Raw genomic sequence first — 16,775 nt, forward strand, 5'->3', positions numbered from 1 at the left:
TGCGGCCTTTCAACCCCGCCCTGGTCATCCCCTCCCGGGCGGCAGCGCCAGCACGTCCCGATGCCCGATCCGCACCGCGAGCTTCCGCCCCGCCACCTGATCGAGCCGCGCCTCCATCCAGGCCTCGATCCGCCGGTCGCCCCGCCGGTCCTGCTGCCGGGCCGCCTCCGCATGGCCCATCACCAGTTCGGCGAGGAACCGCCCTGCCGCCTCGCCCATGCCCGGCATCGGTGCGACGCCGCGCCCGCGCACCACCCAGTCGCTCGGCGCGCTGCTGACCTCGAAGCCCCTGGCCCCGAAGGCCTCGGCGATCACCCCAGGCGCCCTTGCGCCGAGTGCTGCGCCGCCGAATCCCTTGTCCCGCCCCTGGTCGCGGCGGAACCCTGCCGCCACCACATGGTCCGCCGGATGCGGCGGCAGGAAGCGCTCCCGCCCATCGACGCAAAGCGCGGCATAGAAGGGCACCCGCAGCGTTGCCGCCATGCGCTCCACCCAGCCGCGCGAGACGAGGTCGGCCAGGGCCGAGCAGACCACGGCATCAGCATTGGTGAGCGGCAGCCCCCGCGGCGCCTCGGCCAGGTCGGCGACGACCGTCTCCACCCGCCAAGCCCCGCCCGGCGCATGCACCAGCAGCGTCCGCTTGTTGGGGAAGGAGACGGTGTAGCCGATGGCCTCCGCCCGGTCGGCGATGGTGTCGTAGGCCGCCTCCAGCAGCTCCCGGTCGGCATCGACCAGCGTCCAGGCCTGCGCCCGCCCGAGCCGGGGAGCGATGAAGCGCAGCAAGCTTCCCGTCCCGGCGCCGAGGTCGAGGAAGCGTGGCCGCGCCGGCAGGCGGGCTAGCAGGAGGTCCACCAGGGCCTCGCTCCGCGCCATGGCGTCGAAGGGCTCGCGCAGGTCGAGCCAGTCGAGATCGAATTCCTCGCTCATACCCGCCCCATCTCGGCGATGAACGCCGCTGCCCGGTCGTCCCAGCGCGGCAGGCGCTGCCCGGCCGCCCAGGCCGCCTCCGCCATCGCCGCCCGCAGCTCGGTATCGAACAGCACCCGCCGCAGCGCCTTGGTCAGCGAGACGACATCGCCGGGCGGCGAGACGCTTCCTGCCTCCAGCGGCACCAGCTCGCCGAGCGCCCCGCCCGCCGTCACCGAGACTGGCAGGCCCCGCGCCAACGCTTCCGCCGCTGCCATCCCATAGCCTTCCCAATGCGAGGCAAGGGCGAAGACATCCGCACCGTCATAGAGCCCCTCCAGCGCCGGCCCCGTCACCTCGCCGGCGAATTCCACTCGTCTGCCCAGGCCCAGCTCCTCGACCAATGCACCGAGGCCCGCGGCATGGACAGCATCCCGCGCCGCGCCGACGATGGTGAGCCGCCACTCTACATCCAGGATGCCGGCGAGTGCCCGCAGCAGCACGTCATACCCCTTCCGCGGGATGAGCGTCCCGACCGAGAGCACGGCCACTCCTGGTCCGCCCGAGCCGCGGGCGCGCGGCGCCGGATCCGTGCCTGGTTCGACGATGCCGACGCGTGTCGCCTCGACGCCGAAGTCACGGACCAGCCGCTGCGCCGTCAGACGCGAGGTCGCCACAAGCCGCGGCATCCGCGGGAACAGCGCCCCCTCGATCGCCCGTAGGGCATCCCGCTGCGCCTTCTCGCCCTCCAGCGCCGTTGGGTGATGGATCAACCCCACCGCCCCCCGCGCCACCAGCGCTTCGGCGAGCGGCGCGAAGGCCGGCAGCCCCAGCCCGTCGGCGATGATCCGCACCCCCTCGGGCACCGCATTGAGCGCAGCCCGCGCCGACGCTTCGGCCGCTGCATCCGGCAGCGGATGCCGCCCCGAGAGCTCCACCACATCCACCGTCTCGCCGAGCGCCCGGAATCCCTCGACCAGCCGCCGGTCGTAGTTATAGCCGCCCGAGACCGTTTCGTAGGGCCCCGGCACCAGCAGGGCGATGCTCACGCGACGGGTCCTTCATAGGCCGCCCAGGCATTCGGGCTCTCGCGCAGCAATACCTTGAGCCCCGTGACGTTCGCCGCCTGTGGCCCGAGCTTCCCGGCCTTCAACGCCGCCACCAGCAGCCCATGGATGTGCTGGCAGAGGAATTCCGTGGTGGTGTTCAGCCCGGCGAACTCTGGCTCCGCGTCAAGGTTGCGGTAGTCAAGCCCGCCGAGGGCCTTCCGCAATTCGACCTTCGCCAGCCCGATATCGACCAGAAGATGCAGCGCATCGAGCCGCTCGGCGCGGAACTCCGCCTCCACCGCGAAGGTCGCGCCGTGCAGCCTTTGCGCCGGGCCGAACTCCGCCCCGCGGAAGCTGTGCGCCACCATGATGTGGTCGCAGACGGTCAGGCTGAACATGTCGCGTCACTCACCATATCGGATTGTCGGGCAGGGCCAGATAGCCTCCCCCTCCAGCAGCCCCGGCAGGGCCGCCGGCAGATCGTCGAAGCGCACCGGCGGCGCCAGCAGCGCGTCGAGCCGCGCATCCTCCAGCAAGGCGAGGGCCAGCGCCAGCCGCTCCGCATAAGTCCGGCGCCCGCGCATCGCCGGCGCCACCTGGCCCACCTGGCTCGAGATCAATTGCAGTCGCCGCGCATGGAAAGCCTCGCCGAGCGGCAGGGTCACCGGCTTGTCGCCATACCAGCTTGCCTCGACGATCCGCGCCTCGAAGCCGGCACGCTCCAGCCCCAGGCGCAGCCCGGCCGGGTCGGCGCTGGCATGAATGACGAGTTCCCATCCCACCGGCACGGCGGCGGGCGCTGCGAAGCCGAGGCCAAGTGCCGCCGCCAACCCCGCCCGCGCCGGATCGGTGTCGCAAAGCAGCACCTCCATCCCGGGGATGCGCCCGAGCAGCGCCGCCACCAGCAACCCGACGACGCCGGCGCCGATGACGAGCGCCCGCTCCCCCGGCAGCGGCCGGGCATCCCAAAGGATATTGAGCGCCGTCTCCATATTCGCCGCCAGCACCGCCCGCAGATCCGGCACGCCATCCGGCACCGGGATGCACATCGCGGCCGGCGCGACGAAGCGATCCTGGTGAGGATGCAGGCAGAAGACCCGCTGGCCGATCAGCGCTGCAGGCCCAGCCTCCACCACGCCGACGGCGGCGTAGCCGTATTTGACGGCGAAGGGGAATTCGCCCCCCATCAGCGGCGCCCGCATCGTCCCCCATTGGCTGGGCGGCACGCGCCCGCCGAGCACCAGGCGCTCCGTCCCGCGTGACAGGCCGCTCGCCAGCATCCTGACCAGCGCCTCGCCCAGCCCCGGCGACGGCACCGCCTCCTCTCGCAGTTCCGCCACTCCCGGCGCGACGTACCAAAGGGCCTTTGCCGTCCCTTGGGCCGTCATCGGCACACGCCCGGCCGCACCCGATCGAGCGCGATGTCGAACAGCACATCCGGCGGCATCGCATGCACCGTCCAGGCGAAGCGCAGCCCATCGGCGATGCGGGCCGCCTCCGGCAGGGTGAAGGCGGGGATGCCCGAGCCCAACAGCACCGGCGCCACCGTCACATGCAGCCGGTCGATGCAGCCCGCCGCCAGAAACCGGCTGACTGTCACCCCGCCTCCCTCGACGAAGATCCGCCGCAAGCCTCGGGCTGCCAGCGCCCCGAGGATCGCGGGGATGTCCAACCCGCCCTGCGCCGGGTCGCGCGGCAACCGTACAACCTCGGCAATGCCCAGCCGGTCGCTGCCTACCGCATCCTCGGCCGCGAGCAGCAGGGTCGGCGGCCCCTCGCGGAACAGCCGGTACTCGCCCGAGAGTCGCCGGTCGGTATCGAGCACGACCCGCACCGGGTGGGGTCCGGCGCATTCCCGCGTCGTCAGCCGGGGGTCGTCCTGTCGCACCGTTCCTGCACCGACAACCACGGCGTCGCACAGCGCCCGCAGCCGGTGGGTATGAAGGATGTCCCCCTCACCGCCGATCCATTGCGAGGAGCCGGAGGCCGTGGCGATCCGCCCATCCAGCGTCTGCGCCAGCCGCCCGACCACCATGCATCCATCCGCCGCCCGGGGCGGCGCCAGCAGCGGCCCAAACAAAGCCCCGAGGGCGCCGGACGGTGGCGGAGCGCCACTTTCGCGCACCGCCAGCAGCTCTCCCCAATCCCGAATCCCGGTCAGTCCATCCATGGCCCCGCGACCATGCCGCAAGCGCGGTGCTCGCACCAGCGCAACGAAGGGTGCAAGGCGCAGGTGATGGCGGTCTATTGTAGCTTGACAACGAATCTGCGGAGAATGCGGCGGAAATAGGCGTATTCCTCGCGATCATGCGGTACAGCTCGGCACGCGACATGAAACGTACCTGGCTCGCGTTGCTGCCGGCACCCGCCGCACCGCCGGCTCATCGAGCACGTTGCGGCAGGCCGCTTCCAGCCGGTCGAGCGCGAGACCCGGCGTTCCACGCGATGCGTAGATGCCGTCCTGGCAGAATCCCAGGGCGTCGATCCCCTGCTCACGCGCCGTCGGCACATCGGGGAAAGCCGGATGGCGGTTCTCCGAGAAGGCCGTCAGCACGCGTATCTGTCCCGCCTGCGCCAGCTCGGCGACGGAGCTGAAGATCGCCGCCGAGAAGTCGAGCCGCCCGGCCAGCGTGTCGTTCGCAACGCAGCGCCTCGTCACGATATGGGATGTGGTTCATCTCCATTCCCGTCGCCCGCTGCACCCGCCAGTTGCGGCAGAGAATTCGGCCTTGGGCGACCGAAGCTCAGCGACTGCCGTCGCGCCTCCGCCAGCAAGCCTGGCAAGTCGCGGATCGGGCTGTTCGTCCGCACGGCGACAATGATGACACTCTCGCTCGTGCCGCAGACACCCTCGAAGCTTTCCGGCCCGATCCCGCCACCCATCTGCCCGTCAAGCCACCGGCGTCATTCGGCGACCATCTCTCCGGACCCGCCGAATTCCTTCGGAAAGTCGCGTAGCTTGGGCAAGCCATCCCGCATCGGCAGCACGGTCTCGGCATAGTTCACATGCACCTGCGGCGTGAAGGGCAGCTCCGGCAGGGTGGCGGCGAAGACATCGACCATGCCGAGCGGCGGATGCCGCGCCATCAGATGCCCGCCGCAAAGGCGGCAGAACTGGCGGTGGCTCATCTCCGTCTTGGCGAAGGTGGCGACATGTTCCGCTCCCTTCGTCACCTCGACCGCTTCCGGCGCCCAGAGGCTGAAGGCATTCACTGGCCCACCCGACCAGGAACGGCAAGAGGTGCAATGACAATACCCCATGGCCTGCGGCGTTCCGCTGACGCGCAGTTCCACGGCACCGCAAAAGCATGCCCCGTGATAGGTCCCGCTCATTTGCATTCCTCCCAGGTCTTGCAGCCGACGCATTCTGTGGCGTACGGCACCTGGCGGGAATGCAACAGCACGGCATCGCGATGGATGCCCGGCGGGAAGCGCCTAGAGCCGTACGCCCTCGGTCTGGAAGTGATCGGCAGCGCTGCGCTGCACTTCGGTGTCGAGCACCACGGCGGCGGCGATGGCGAGCGCGGCGGCGGCAAACAGGGCGGCGAGGAAGGCTTTCACGGTGGGTCCCCTGGAATGGCTCCGTTGCACTTGCCTATGGGTCCGCCAGGGCCCGAAGACAAGACCCGCTCCGCCTCCGCCAGGTCCTCCGGGGCATTGGCGTTGAAGAAGGGGTCGACCGGTTCCGCCGGCCATTCGGCACTGGCGCAGCCGAAGCGCGCGGTCCAGCGGTCGATCTTTCTCTCCCCTGCCAGCAGCGCGGCCCGCAACTCGCCACGCAGCGCGACCGGCCAGAGCGCGACCGGCGGATGCGTCCAGCCGCCCGAGGCCGCGCAGGCCATCGGCACGCCTGCCGCGCGCCGCGCCGCGTCCAGCCGCGCCAGCAGATCACCCGGCAGGAAGGGGCAGTCGCCCGGCACCGACAGGATGTCGGTCACGCCTGCCTGCCCGGCGGCCCAATCGAGCCCCGCCAGCACCCCAGCCAGCGGCCCCGGATAATCCGGCAGCGGGTCGGCCACCACCGGCAGCCCATAGGCGGCGAAGCGGCCCGGATCGCCATTCGCGTTGAGGACGACGCCCGCGACCTGCGGCCCGACCCGTGCGAGCACATGATCGAGCAGCGGTCGCCCGCCAAGGCTGCGGAGCGGCTTGTCGCCTCCGCCCATTCGCCGTGCCAGCCCGCCCGCCAGCACCACCGCCAGCACGCTACTCATCGCGCGCATTCTTCCGCCAATGCCTCGCGCTTTCCTCCTCGACATAGGCGAGGTCGGCGTCGAAGACGATCCGCTCCTGCCCGGCGAGGGCGGTGAACCGCTTGCCCTTGCAGCGCCCGATGAGCATGACGCCCGCCTCCTGCGCCAGCTCCACGCCCCACGCGGTGAAGCCGCTGCGCGAGACGAGGATGGGGATGCCCATGCGCACCGTCTTGATGACCATCTCCGAGGTCAGCCGGCCGGTGGTGTAGAAGATTTTGTCCTCCGGGGCGCAGGCGTTGCGGAACATCCAGCCCGCAATCTTGTCGACGGCATTGTGGCGGCCGACATCCTCCATATAGACCAATGGCCGGTCGCGCTCGCAGAGGGCGCAGCCATGGATCGCGCCGGCCTCGAGATAGAGCGTCGGCAGCGTATTGATCCGGTGCAGCAGACGATAGAGCCAGGATGTACGCAACTCCGCCGGCGGCAGCCGCCGCGCTGCGAAGTCCTCAAGCAGGTCGCCGAAGGCGGTGCCTTGCGCGCAGCCGCTGGTCAGCGTCTTCTTCTTCAGCTTGTCCTCGTAATCGGTCCGCCGCTCCGTCCGCACGACGACGACGCCGAGATCGTCGTCATACTCGACGCCTTGCACCACGTCGTCCCGCCGCAGCATCCCCTGGTTCAGCAGGTAGCCGAGCGCCAGCTCCTCCGGCCGGTCGAGGATCGTCATCATCGTGACGATCTCCTGCCCGTTGAGGTAGAGCGTCAGGGGCCGCTCGACCGTCACGCTGGCCTCGATGCGTGCGCCGGTCTGGTCGAGGCCGGCGACGCGGCGAGTCAGACGCGGGTCGGCAGGGTCGGGCTGGACGAGGAGCGGCGGTTCCATGGGGCGGAAGGTGAGGGGCCCAGGGCCCCGGCGCAACCCAGCCATCGGCCGGACGTTGCCAAGCCCAAAGGAGATGTCGATGCCCAGCTACGATTTCCCCGCCGAAGGCGGCCTGCCGAGCTCGGACGCCACGCCTGACGCCATTGCCGCCCATCTCGATCACCTAGGCCTGCTGCATCAGGGCATCCGCGTCGACCGCCGTGGCAACACCGTCATTCTCGAAGGCCAAGTCCCGGATGGCGAAGCGGCAGAACTCCTCGTGCTCGCCGCCGGCAACCTTCAAGGCGTCGCCCGGGTCGAGGACAGGCTGGCCCCCGCTCGTACGCCCGGCTTGCTCGACAGCCTCAGCGCTTTCGCCCGCCTTCCCGCCGGCGCCGCCAGCACCGAGGCGGCGGAGACTGCCATCCATCAGGCACAGATCGAAACCGGCACCCGCTTCGGCCCTGGCCGCAGCCTCTTCCATACGATGCAGTCGGGCGAGACCCTGGCCGCGCTTGCTGCCCGCCACCTCAACGGCGACGAGCGCCGCCTGCTTGAGGCCAATGCCCCGATCCTCGGCAGCAGCCCGCCCGGACCAAGCATGGTAATCCGCATCCCGCCGACCTGATAGTCTGGCACCTTAGCGTTTTCGGGCCCATGCCTTAAAGAGTGACGGAATGGGTACCGAGATCGAACGCAAATTCCTTGTCACCTCCGATGCCTGGCGTTCCGAAGCCGGTCCCGGCACCCGGTTTCGCCAAGGCTATCTCAATGCCGGTACGCCGGTGGTGCGCATCCGTCAGGCCGGCTCGCTGGCCTTTCTGACCATCAAAGGGCCTGGCCTGCTTGCCCGTGCCGAATACGAGTACCCGATCCCCGTAGATGACGCGGCGGCGATGCTTGCCTCCCTTTGCCCGCCCCCGATCATCGACAAGACCCGCTATAGCGTCATCCATGACGGGCTGTGCTGGGAGGTCGACGAGTTTGCTGGGCACCTTGCCGGCCTCGTCCTCGCCGAAATCGAGTTGGCAAGGCCGGACCAGCCCTACATGCGCCCCGCCTGGCTGGGCCCCGAGGTCACCGACGACCTTCGCTACCAAAATTCGGCCCTATCCCGTGCCCCAGGGCCGCCGTCCGCCTGACGCTGTGTCGGTCCCGTCAGGCGGTTCAGTGCATGGTGACCAGGGCGGCCTGCGACTCGAGCCCGACCCGGTTGCCCATGACCTTCTCGATGGCTCGCACCAAGTGGTTGATCTCGAACGGCTTCAGCACCAAGGCGAGCGGGCCGCTCTGGTCCGAGAGCAACACATCTCGCCCGTTCGACGGCAGGAAGCCGGTCATCACCACCACGGGTAGGTCCGGGCGTTGGGCGCGGAGACGCGGGATCAGCTCCCATCCCGTCATGCGAGGCATTGCAAGGTCAGTCACCAGCACGTCGAAACTCTGGCCTTCGGCCAGTCGCATGGCCTCCTCGCCATCCGAGGCGAGGAGCACGTCATAGCCCAACTCGGTCAAGATATCCTCGACGACCATGGCAGCGAGGGGTTCATCCTCGGCAACCAGGACGCGTATTCCATTGCGAGCCACGAACGCCTGATTCATCGCTGCCTCATTCCGCAGGCGTCGCAACCTTTTCTAGAGACAAGTGTGTCGAGACGCCTACTGGTGGTTTAAAGCAGCCCCGCCCAGGGCGCTTTCAAGTTCCCTTGATTGGGGAAGAATATTTGTTGATGTGATGGACCCACGACAAAGCCGGCCTCAGACCGCCATCCGGTACCGTGCCTCCCCGGGTCGGTCGACGGCGGGCGGGATGCCGAGCCGCGCATAGAGATTGGCTAGCCGGGCAGCATAACGCTCCGCGTTGAACAGGGCAGCGCGTTGCGGTCCGGCCTGGGCCAGTCGGGCTCGCAACAACTCGTCGCGGTCCATGACCTGGATTGCCTGGACGAGCGCCGATATGTCGTAGGGGTCCACGGTCAGCGCCGCGTCCCCGACCACCTCCGGCATGGAGGCGGTGTTCGAGGTAATGACCGGCGTGCCGAGCAGCATCGCCTCGAGGGCAGGCAGACCGAAGCCTTCGTAGAGCGAGGGGAAGAGCACCCCGCGCGCGCCGCGGATGAGGTTCACCAGCAAGCGGAAGGGGGCATAGTCCAGCAGCATGATCTTGTGCCGGGTGCGGAGCGTCATGCCCTCCTGCACCAGATAGCGGATATGGTCGTCGAACATCAGGCGGAGTTCCTCCTCCGACTTCCAGGCCTTCTTGCCGACGATGACGAGCGGGCCCTCGACGCCGCTCGCGAGAAAGGCCTGGATCATCCGGCCGACATTCTTCTTCGGCTCGATGGCTCCGAAGAAGAGCCAGTAGCCGCCGGCGTCGAGGCCGAAGCTGCCCTGCACCTCAGCTGCGACCTGCTGCATCGGCACCTCGCTGAACTTCCGTGGGATGTCGACGGCCTGATAGGTATTGGTCACGCGTTCCTCCGGCACGCCGAGGAGGCTGACGATGTCACGCTTTGAGGCTTCGGAGACGGTGACGATATGGTCGGCGCGGCGGCCGAGGCGACGATTCAGGCGGAAGTAGCGCCGCTTGTTGTCAAGCGTGGTGTAGGGCAGGCGCAGCGGCACCAGGTCGTGCATCGTGTAGATGTTGCGGGTGCCGGTGGCGCGCAGCGGCAGCGGATAGGTCCAATGCATCAGTTGCGGCCGGCCAGGGATGGTGACCCGCAACTCCCGGCCGAAGACGCGGAAATGTGCGTGGGCCTGCTGAAACAAGTCCTGAGTGTTCCAGATCTCGTCGAAATGCGGCAGCCGGTCGCGGAAGGTGGTGGCGATCACTTGACCGCTAATGGGTACCGATACGGCCAGTTCGCCGAAGGGCCCGCGCAGCATGCGCTTCATCCGGCGGAGGGCAATGAGCCATTTCGGCGGGTCGCCCACGCGCTCGTCGAAGAAGGCGATCTCCCGCAGCAGTGGGTTAATGGAGGGCGCGGCGCGGGTGCCGTAGAGCACGCCGACCTCGGCACCGAGCGTGCCCATGGCCAAGCTGAGGTTGCGCGCATAGGTCGCAACGCCGGTGCCTTGGCCAAGGGCGAGATTGTAGCCATCGAGAAAGAGGCGGGGACGGGCCGGGGAGATCATGTGAAGGCCTCAATGGTCGGAAGCATGGATCCGAAATGCACAGAAAATTGATCGGGGCGAAAGGGACCTGACGTTTCCGAAGCCTTCATCGCTTCATGATATCCCTTGTGGTGTGTCGATGCTGGGTGTTTTATCGCTCTATTGGTTCGGGAGCCTGACGTGGTGCAGTCCTCGGAAAGGGTTGTTGGCTTGGAGGCTGCGGATACCGCCCTCCCTTTGCGCAATGCAGCGGCGGTTGGGCTGGTCGATCTCGCCGTGCTGATGTTGCGCGCGAGCGCCATCCTGGGTCTGATCTCGCCGATCCTTCTATTATTACTCACATTCTCTTGAGTGAAGAGCGCTTATAGAGGATACCAGCCAAGCGGCCGTGGTTAACCGCAAGCTGAGTTGGTCGAGCGCTTGGAGCCATCGATGGATATCATGACCTGGAGCGGCGCCACCGACGCCGCGACCGATCCTGACGAAATCCGGGCTCGTGCTGACACGCTGCGCGACGATCGTGCCTGGACGGATGCGGCTGCCGCCTATGCCACCTTCCTACGCCTCCATCCTAAGGCCTGGTCTATTCGCGTCCAGTATGGTCATTGCCTGAAGGAGGCAGGGGACCCGCATGCGGCGCTGCTCGCCTATCGCGAGGCGGAGCGGCAATGTCCGGACGATTCGGATATCCACCTGCAGATCGGTCATGCGCTGAAGCTGCTCGGCCGGCAGGAGGAAGCGCTCGAGGAGTATGCCAGGGCGCTGACGCTCGACCCGGCAAGCGAGGCGGCTCGGGGCGAACTTCTGGCGTTGAATGCGGAACCGATTGAGGCCCGCTCGCTGATGCCCGCCTCACCGCTGCCGATGGTGCCAGCCGAGCTGCGAACCAGTTCATGCTCCACGATTTTCGACGCATCCGACCTGCTCGACTATTTCCGCCAGAACCGGGCGCCGACCGGTATCCAGCGCGTGCAGACCAACGTCATCCGCGAGGCGCTGGCGGCGACAGATATGGGCGGCGTCGCTGTCGTTGCCTTCGATGCCGCCGGAGGGCGGTGGAAGCCGCTGGCGCCAGCGCTGTTCCTCCGGCTCGCTTCATTGTCGTGTGAGGGCAGCGCGGTCGATGACCCGGCTTGGCGCGCAGCCTTGCAAACGGTCGAGGAGGCCTTGCGCGAGGCGCCACCGCTCGAGATTCCGCCGAGGGCAAGCCTCATCAATCTCGGCACATCCTGGTGGATCCCGGATTACATGCAGGCGGTGCGCCGGGCTCAGGCGCGCTCCGGCCTGCGCTACATTCCATTCGTCCACGACTGCATACCCTTGCTGGTGCCGGAGCATTGTTCGAGCGGGCTGGTCGACGAATTCGCCCGCTGGTTCGCGTCCGTCTGCATGCATGCTGATGCAGTGCTGACCAATTCCGAATGCACCCGGGCGGATTTCCGGCGGGCGCAGCGGCGGCTGCTGCCAGGGCTCGAGATTCCCGCCTTCACCATCCCCCTCGACGCGGCAGAGCCTTTGACGGGCGGCGGTGCCTTGCCGCCCCTGCTGCGGTCCGGCCGACCCTATGTGCTCTTCGTCGGCACCATCGAATCGCGAAAGAACCATCTGCTCGCCTTCAATGCCTGGCTCAGCCTGGTGCGGCGGCACGGGGCGGAGGCGGTGCCGGACCTGGTCTGCGTCGGGAAGCTCGGTTGGCTGGCTGAGGCAGCTCTGCAGCTCCACCGCAACTCGCCGGAGTTGCGAGCGAAGGTGCACATGTTGCACGGCGTGCCAGATACCGAGCTGAGCGCCCTGTATAGAGGCTGCCTCTTCACCCTTTATAACAGCTTCTACGAAGGCTGGGGCTTGCCGGTGACGGAAAGCTTGGCCGCCGGGAAAGTGCCGCTGGTGCCGGACCACTCCTCGCTGCGCGAGGCGGGGCGTGACTCGGCTGTCTATTTCACGCCGCAGAGCGAGCCCGACCTGGTAGCGAAGCTGGAGCGGCTGATCTTCGAACCGGGATTCCGGGCGGAGCGCGAGGCGGCACTGGCCGCCGCGCCGCCTCCTCGGCGCTGGGCGGACATTACGGCACAGATCCAGGCCTCGGTACGGGAAGCAGGCCGCAGCCGACTGCCAGCGCCGCGGGCGCGTCTTGCCTGCCGGCTGGGCGAAGTGCATGCGCTGCACCTGCACCTGCACCTGCAGCCAGGCCCGGGGCCGAGCCTGGCCATGGCAATCGCCGATCTGCTGCGCGATGGTGAGGACTGGCATCGGCTGGAGGATTGGGGCGTCTGGACCAGCCCTGGGCAGAGCGTGCTGCGCCTGCCGATGGAGCCGGAAGCCGAAGCCGGCCGGCTTCGCGTCTATCTCGAATTGGTGGCGCCGCCGGAGGCTGTTGCCTTCCGCATCCGCGTCGGAATGCAGGGTGGCACGTCGATGCCCTTCCGCGATGTAAGGGCCGCAGCGGGCGAGGTACTGTTCTGCATGCTCGAGCTCCAAGCGGTGGCAGGCGGCGAAATCGAAGTCGAGATCGAAGCCGACCGCGGCGTGATGCTGCCGGATGGTCGGCAGGTCGGCATCGGCCTGCGCAGCCTCATGGCGTGCCGGCGGGATGACCTGGCGGCGCGGCTCGATTATCTGGAGCGGGCAGCGCTGCCGCGGATGGTTGCCGCCTGACGCTGGCCTCAACGCCGAATATGAAAAACCCCTCCCGGACAGGCTGTCCGGGAGGGGTTTTCCAGCGAGAGTTCCAGCTTAGAGGAAGATGCGGGTCGAGACGGCGATCTGGTACAGCAAGCCCAGCAGGTCGCTGCCGATCTGAAAGGCCTTGGGATCCAGGCGCGGCAGGACGATCAGCTCGTCGCCCGGGCGCGGGCCTTCCTGCGGGTCGAGCACCAGCTCGCCGCTGGCACGGCGGATCATAATCGAACCCTCGTTGCCGCGCGGGGTGAAGCCGCCGGCGGCGCGGACGTAATCCTTAAGGCGCATCTCCTGTCGCCAGATCACCGCATGCGGCGCAGTGACCTCGCCCGCCACAAGTACGGTCTGCGAGCGCTCGGGGATGACGATCACATCTCCATTCTCAAGCCGGATCGGCGCGCAGCGGCCGTCGCGGTCGGTGACGACGACGCGCCCCTCCGGCTGGGTCCGCCGCGCGCGCTGGATATAGGAGGAGACGAGATTGGCCTCGCTCGCCCTGATCGCCGCGACGCCGGTGGTCGGCGAGACGGCGAGGAAGAGCTGGCGCTCCAGCCGGTCCAGCGCCTCGTCGATCGCGCGGCGTTGCTGCTGGGCGACCGAAGGGCGGAGGAGGAAGACGGAACGGGTATCGGCCAGCACCGGGTCCACCACGATATGGTCGAGCAGCTGGCAGAGCTGAGTGTCCCGGTCCGCCACAAGCACCGAGGGACCGATGCGGCTGCCCTCGACGCTGACGCGCACGGTACGCGCCGGACTGTCGGTGATGAAGGTGACGGTGTCCTGATCCGCGAGGACCTGGCCGGCGAGCTCGGTCAGGGTCGCATAGCGCGAGAAGGGCTGGCCGCTGCGGCTGCCGCGGACCACAGCATTGGTCGCGGAGGGGAGGGGGCGAGCATAGTCGATCAGCTCCCGCCCCGTCATGGCCCGGCCGGGCACCTCGAAGAGGTAGTTGTTGCGCACCGCCCCATCGGCGCCGACCACGGCGCGCTGGCGTGCGACGACGATGGTGTCACCCTCCTGCAGCCGGATTTGCGGCAGGGTGCCTTCCATCAGGAAGCGGTAGAGATCGACATTGGCGACGCTGCGGCCGCCACGCTGGATGGCGATCTCGCGGTAGGAGCCACGGCCGGGATCGACGCCACCGGCGCGGACCAGAAAGTCGATCACGCTGTCCGCCGCCGAGCCACCGAAGCGGCCGGGCGTGCGGACGAAGCCGCCGATGCGCTGCGTGGACAGCAGCACGGCATAGACCTGGACCTGGCTGGTGTAGACTTTTTGCACCTCGCTCTCGACCACGCGTTGGAGGTCGCCAGCGCGGGTACCGGCGACGCGGATCGGGCCGATATTCGGCAGGAAGAGGTTGCCGGAAGGATCGACGACGCCCATCGCCTCCGCTTCGACAGCGCCCCAGACGCGGAGGGAGACGCGGTCGCCGCGAACGATGACGTAGTTGGGGTTGGGCGCGTCGGAAACAGCGGTCGCCTCTCGGGTGAAAAGGCTGGCGCCGAAGACGGCGGTGACACCGGCGGCGCGCTGCCCATCGCCGAGCGGGCCAATGGCGACCGGGCCGCCCTCCGACTCAGTAACCTGGCCGGGACGGGAGACGACGCGCTCCGAGCCGAGCAGGTTTGGCAGGGTCTGTATCACGCCGCTGCTCGGCGCTGCCATGCCGGCGCGGTTCTGCGCGGCGAGGCTGGCATTAGACTGGTTCAGCAATTGCTGCTGCTGGCTTGACTGCCATGCCTGCAACGGCGTCTGCGCCGCGGCCGGCAGGCTTACGAGCAGGGCAGCGGCGAGAAGGGCAGGGCGCATCCGCTCAGGCCGCATGTTCGCGCATCCCGGCGACCAGCAGCCAAGCCAGCCCATAGGCGACGGAGAGGGAGAGGAAAATGTAGAGCACGGTGAGGGTCGCCTTCGGGTAACGGGCATATTCCGCGAGGTTCGGCTCAACGACGCGGAGCAGGAAGAGCTGCTGGCGCTGGGCATCGACCCGCGCCTTCTCAAGCGAGGCAGTGGCGGAAGCGAGCTGGCCGCGGGCCAGCTCCCGCTCCAGGTTCAGCCGCTCATACTCACCGACCTGCTGGGAGAGGCCGGCCTCACCAACGCTCACACGCTCACGCTCGGCGCGAGCCTGGGCATCCAGCGCCTCGACGCGATTGCGGAGCGTGGTGAGGCGCGGATTATCGGCGCGGGCGAAGCGCTGGGCTTCGGCCAGCTCGGCACGGGCCTGGGCCAGGGCGGATTCGAGCTTGCCGATGGTCTCGGCGGCGACGGCGGCGGAACGTGTCGGGTCCACGGCGCGCTCGCGCTCGCGGAACTGGCTCATGCCCAGCTGGGCGGCAGTGAGGCGGCCCTCGGCGCGGGCCAGCTCCTCGCGGGCGACGCGCAGGCTGTCCTGCTGCAGGCGCTCGTTCAGCCGGTTGACCATGGCTTCCGAGAGGTCGAGCAAGGCGGTGGCTATCTCGCGCGAGTCCTCGGCGCGGAAGCTCCGAACGTGCAAGGCGGTGATGCCGCTGGTGGTGTCGTACTCGACCGTTACCATCCGCCGGAAGTAGTCGAGCAGCCGCTCGGCATTCGGCTCCTCCCACCAAAGGCGCGCGACCGGGTCGGCCTCGGGCCGGCGGAAGATGTCGACCACCGGCAGCTTCCGGCGCAGCGAGGCGACGGCATCATGGGATTGCAGGTAGTCGCGGATGCCCATGGCATCCTCGGCCGAGGGGCGGAGGCCGCCGCCGGACATCATGTCGCCGAGTCCGCCCATGCTGGGGGCTCCGGCGGTGCGTCCGCGAATGAGGTATCGCGCCTCGCTGTTGTATTGTGGCGCGGCGATGCCAAGCAGATAGGCGCCGGCGAGCGCCGTCGGCAGGATGACTGTGAGGCCGTAGGCGTGGCGCCTCGCCCAGCGGCGCAACCGGGAGCCGAGGGACGGCCGCGCAACGGGGCCGGACCAGCCGGTGCCGTCGATCGGCGTGGCGGCGTCAGACAGTTTGGTAGACGGCGATCGCCTGGCCCAGATCGTCATATCGAGTCAGCCTACCATCGTTGAGGACCGCGGCCGTGATGCAGAAGGCCCGCACCGTTTCCGCCTGGTGGGAGACGAGGAGCAGCGAGCTCCTCTCCTGGCGTTCGGCCAGCGCCTTGCGGCAGCGCTCGCCGAAGCGGGAATCGCCGACGGCGATCACCTCGTCCACCAGGTAGCATTCGAAATCGACGGCGAGCGACAGGGCGAAGCCGAGCCGCATGATCATGCCGGAGGAATAGGTCCTGACCGGCAGGCGGTAGTACTCGCCAAGCTCGGAGAAATCCTCGACGAATTCCAACGTCTCCTGGATCGGCTTGCCGTAGATGCGGGCGATGAAGCGGGCATTGTCGGCACCGGTGATGCTGTAATGCATCGCGCCGGCGAAGCCGAGCGGCCAGGAGACGCTCATCTGCCGCTCCACCTTGCCGCTGGTCGGGTATTCTACGCCGGCGATGAGGCGGAGCAGCGTGGTTTTGCCGGCGCCGTTGCGGCCGAGGATGCCGACCTTCTCGCCGGGTCGGAAGGTGGCGTCGATGCCGCGCAGCACGGGCCGCGGCCCGAGATGGGTCTTGTAGGCCTTATGGAGGTCGTGCAGGCGGATCATCGGCTAGTGCACTGACTCAAACGGAAGGTGCAGGAAGCCTGGCCAGCGTGCCGAGGATGGTGTCGGCAGGCCTGGTCCAGGCGAATGGCTTGGCCTTCTTGTTGTGGTCGCGGATGTAATGGGTGATGGCGTCCTGCAGGTCGGGGACTGACTGAAAGACGCCGCGGCGGATGCGCCTGCGTGTGATGGCCGAGAAGAAGCCCTCGACGGCGTTGATCCAGGACGCCGATGTCGGCGTGAAGTGGAAGACCCAGCGCGGATGATCAGCCAACCACTGCCGGACCTTTGGGTGCTTGTGGGTGGCGTAGTTGTCAAGGATGGCGTGGATCACCTTGCCGGC

20 protein-coding genes are annotated in these 16,775 nt (G+C 68.3%); 4 read left to right on the forward strand and 16 right to left on the reverse strand.

The features are described from left to right. Nucleotides 1–24 precede the first annotated feature (24 nt). The 10 genes from EP26_RS21125 to fdhD form a co-directional block, all read right to left on the reverse strand. Complete coding sequence (locus tag EP26_RS21125) at nt 25–927, reverse strand: class I SAM-dependent methyltransferase (protein ID WP_043341612.1); 903 nt, start codon at nt 925–927, stop codon at nt 25–27. Beyond that, entirely contained in the window at nt 924–1,955 is a 1,032-nt protein-coding gene (locus EP26_RS21130) for a glycosyltransferase family 4 protein (RefSeq protein WP_043341614.1), read from the reverse strand. Before EP26_RS21130 ends, EP26_RS21125 begins: the two co-directional genes overlap by 4 nt. Next, on the reverse strand, nt 1,952–2,353 hold the full coding sequence (locus tag EP26_RS21135) for a 6-pyruvoyl trahydropterin synthase family protein (protein ID WP_043341615.1): 402 nt from the start codon (nt 2,351–2,353) through the stop codon (nt 1,952–1,954). The genes EP26_RS21130 and EP26_RS21135 overlap by 4 nt, the downstream gene beginning before the upstream one ends. Before the next feature lie 6 nt (nt 2,354–2,359). Then, nucleotides 2,360–3,343, reverse strand: a complete 984-nt coding sequence (locus tag EP26_RS21140) for a zinc-dependent alcohol dehydrogenase (RefSeq protein WP_043341616.1) — start codon at nt 3,341–3,343, stop codon at nt 2,360–2,362. Next, nucleotides 3,340–4,125, reverse strand: a complete 786-nt coding sequence (locus tag EP26_RS21145) for a RibD family protein (protein ID WP_052389459.1) — start codon at nt 4,123–4,125, stop codon at nt 3,340–3,342. The genes EP26_RS21140 and EP26_RS21145 overlap by 4 nt, the downstream gene beginning before the upstream one ends. Nucleotides 4,126–4,260: 135 nt before the next feature. After that, nucleotides 4,261–4,614, reverse strand: coding sequence for a tripartite tricarboxylate transporter substrate-binding protein (locus EP26_RS32205; protein WP_052389460.1), 354 nt, complete (start codon nt 4,612–4,614; stop codon nt 4,261–4,263). A gap of 245 nt (nt 4,615–4,859) precedes the next feature. Next, nucleotides 4,860–5,321, reverse strand: a complete 462-nt coding sequence (locus EP26_RS21155) for a GFA family protein (protein WP_342669122.1) — start codon at nt 5,319–5,321, stop codon at nt 4,860–4,862. A gap of 69 nt (nt 5,322–5,390) precedes the next feature. Further along, complete coding sequence (locus EP26_RS38215) at nt 5,391–5,516, reverse strand: hypothetical protein (protein WP_281177104.1); 126 nt, start codon at nt 5,514–5,516, stop codon at nt 5,391–5,393. Further along, nucleotides 5,513–6,169: a molybdenum cofactor guanylyltransferase MobA gene (mobA, locus tag EP26_RS21160; RefSeq protein ID WP_084112723.1), complete on the reverse strand. Its 657-nt coding sequence runs from the start codon at nt 6,167–6,169 to the stop codon at nt 5,513–5,515. Before mobA ends, EP26_RS38215 begins: the two co-directional genes overlap by 4 nt. Further along, nucleotides 6,162–7,034 (reverse strand): formate dehydrogenase accessory sulfurtransferase FdhD, encoded by an 873-nt coding sequence (fdhD, locus tag EP26_RS21165; protein WP_043341619.1) that lies wholly within the window; start codon nt 7,032–7,034, stop codon nt 6,162–6,164. Before fdhD ends, mobA begins: the two co-directional genes overlap by 8 nt. A 79-nt stretch (nt 7,035–7,113) precedes the next feature. Here fdhD and EP26_RS21170 point away from each other — a divergent pair, with 79 nt between their 5' ends. After that, entirely contained in the window at nt 7,114–7,641 is a 528-nt protein-coding gene (locus EP26_RS21170) for a BON domain-containing protein (protein WP_043341620.1), read from the forward strand. Nucleotides 7,642–7,690: 49 nt separating this feature from the next. Then, on the forward strand, nt 7,691–8,155 hold the full coding sequence (locus EP26_RS21175; protein ID WP_043341621.1) for a CYTH domain-containing protein: 465 nt from the start codon (nt 7,691–7,693) through the stop codon (nt 8,153–8,155). 25 nt (nt 8,156–8,180) lie between these two features. Here the strand turns inward: EP26_RS21175 and EP26_RS21180 are convergent, their stop codons facing one another. Together EP26_RS21180 and EP26_RS21185 are read right to left on the reverse strand one after the other, a co-directional pair. After that, a complete protein-coding gene (locus EP26_RS21180; protein ID WP_052389462.1) occupies nt 8,181–8,615 on the reverse strand; it encodes a response regulator in 435 nt (144 codons plus the stop codon). Between the two features lie 156 nt (nt 8,616–8,771). Then, a complete protein-coding gene (locus EP26_RS21185; RefSeq protein WP_052389463.1) occupies nt 8,772–10,151 on the reverse strand; it encodes a glycosyltransferase family 4 protein in 1,380 nt (459 codons plus the stop codon). 159 nt (nt 10,152–10,310) lie between these two features. On the opposite strand from EP26_RS21185, the gene EP26_RS35070 reads away from it, so the two are divergent. Beyond that, nucleotides 10,311–10,481: a hypothetical protein gene (locus tag EP26_RS35070; protein WP_157033653.1), complete on the forward strand. Its 171-nt coding sequence runs from the start codon at nt 10,311–10,313 to the stop codon at nt 10,479–10,481. 81 nt (nt 10,482–10,562) lie between these two features. Then, nucleotides 10,563–12,785, forward strand: coding sequence for a glycosyltransferase family 4 protein (locus EP26_RS32210; RefSeq protein ID WP_157033654.1), 2,223 nt, complete (start codon nt 10,563–10,565; stop codon nt 12,783–12,785). Between the two features lie 78 nt (nt 12,786–12,863). Here EP26_RS32210 and EP26_RS21195 read toward each other — a convergent pair whose 3' ends face one another. From EP26_RS21195 to EP26_RS21210, 4 genes are all read right to left on the reverse strand, one after another. Further along, entirely contained in the window at nt 12,864–14,636 is a 1,773-nt protein-coding gene (locus EP26_RS21195; protein ID WP_084112721.1) for a polysaccharide biosynthesis/export family protein, read from the reverse strand. Beyond that, nucleotides 14,626–15,831 carry a capsule biosynthesis protein gene (locus EP26_RS21200; RefSeq protein WP_157033655.1) on the reverse strand — a complete coding sequence of 402 codons (1,206 nt, stop codon included), beginning with the start codon at nt 15,829–15,831 and terminating at the stop codon, nt 14,626–14,628. The genes EP26_RS21195 and EP26_RS21200 overlap by 11 nt, the downstream gene beginning before the upstream one ends. Then, on the reverse strand, nt 15,788–16,435 hold the full coding sequence (locus tag EP26_RS21205) for an ABC transporter ATP-binding protein (RefSeq protein WP_043341624.1): 648 nt from the start codon (nt 16,433–16,435) through the stop codon (nt 15,788–15,790). Before EP26_RS21205 ends, EP26_RS21200 begins: the two co-directional genes overlap by 44 nt. 16 nt (nt 16,436–16,451) lie before the next feature. Beyond that, on the reverse strand, nt 16,452–16,775 hold a 324-nt coding region (locus EP26_RS21210; RefSeq protein WP_043335572.1), incomplete at its 5' end, for an IS630 family transposase.

The sequence above is a fragment of the Belnapia moabensis DSM 16746 genome, from assembly GCF_000745835.1.
Taxonomy (GTDB): domain Bacteria; phylum Pseudomonadota; class Alphaproteobacteria; order Acetobacterales; family Acetobacteraceae; genus Belnapia; species Belnapia moabensis.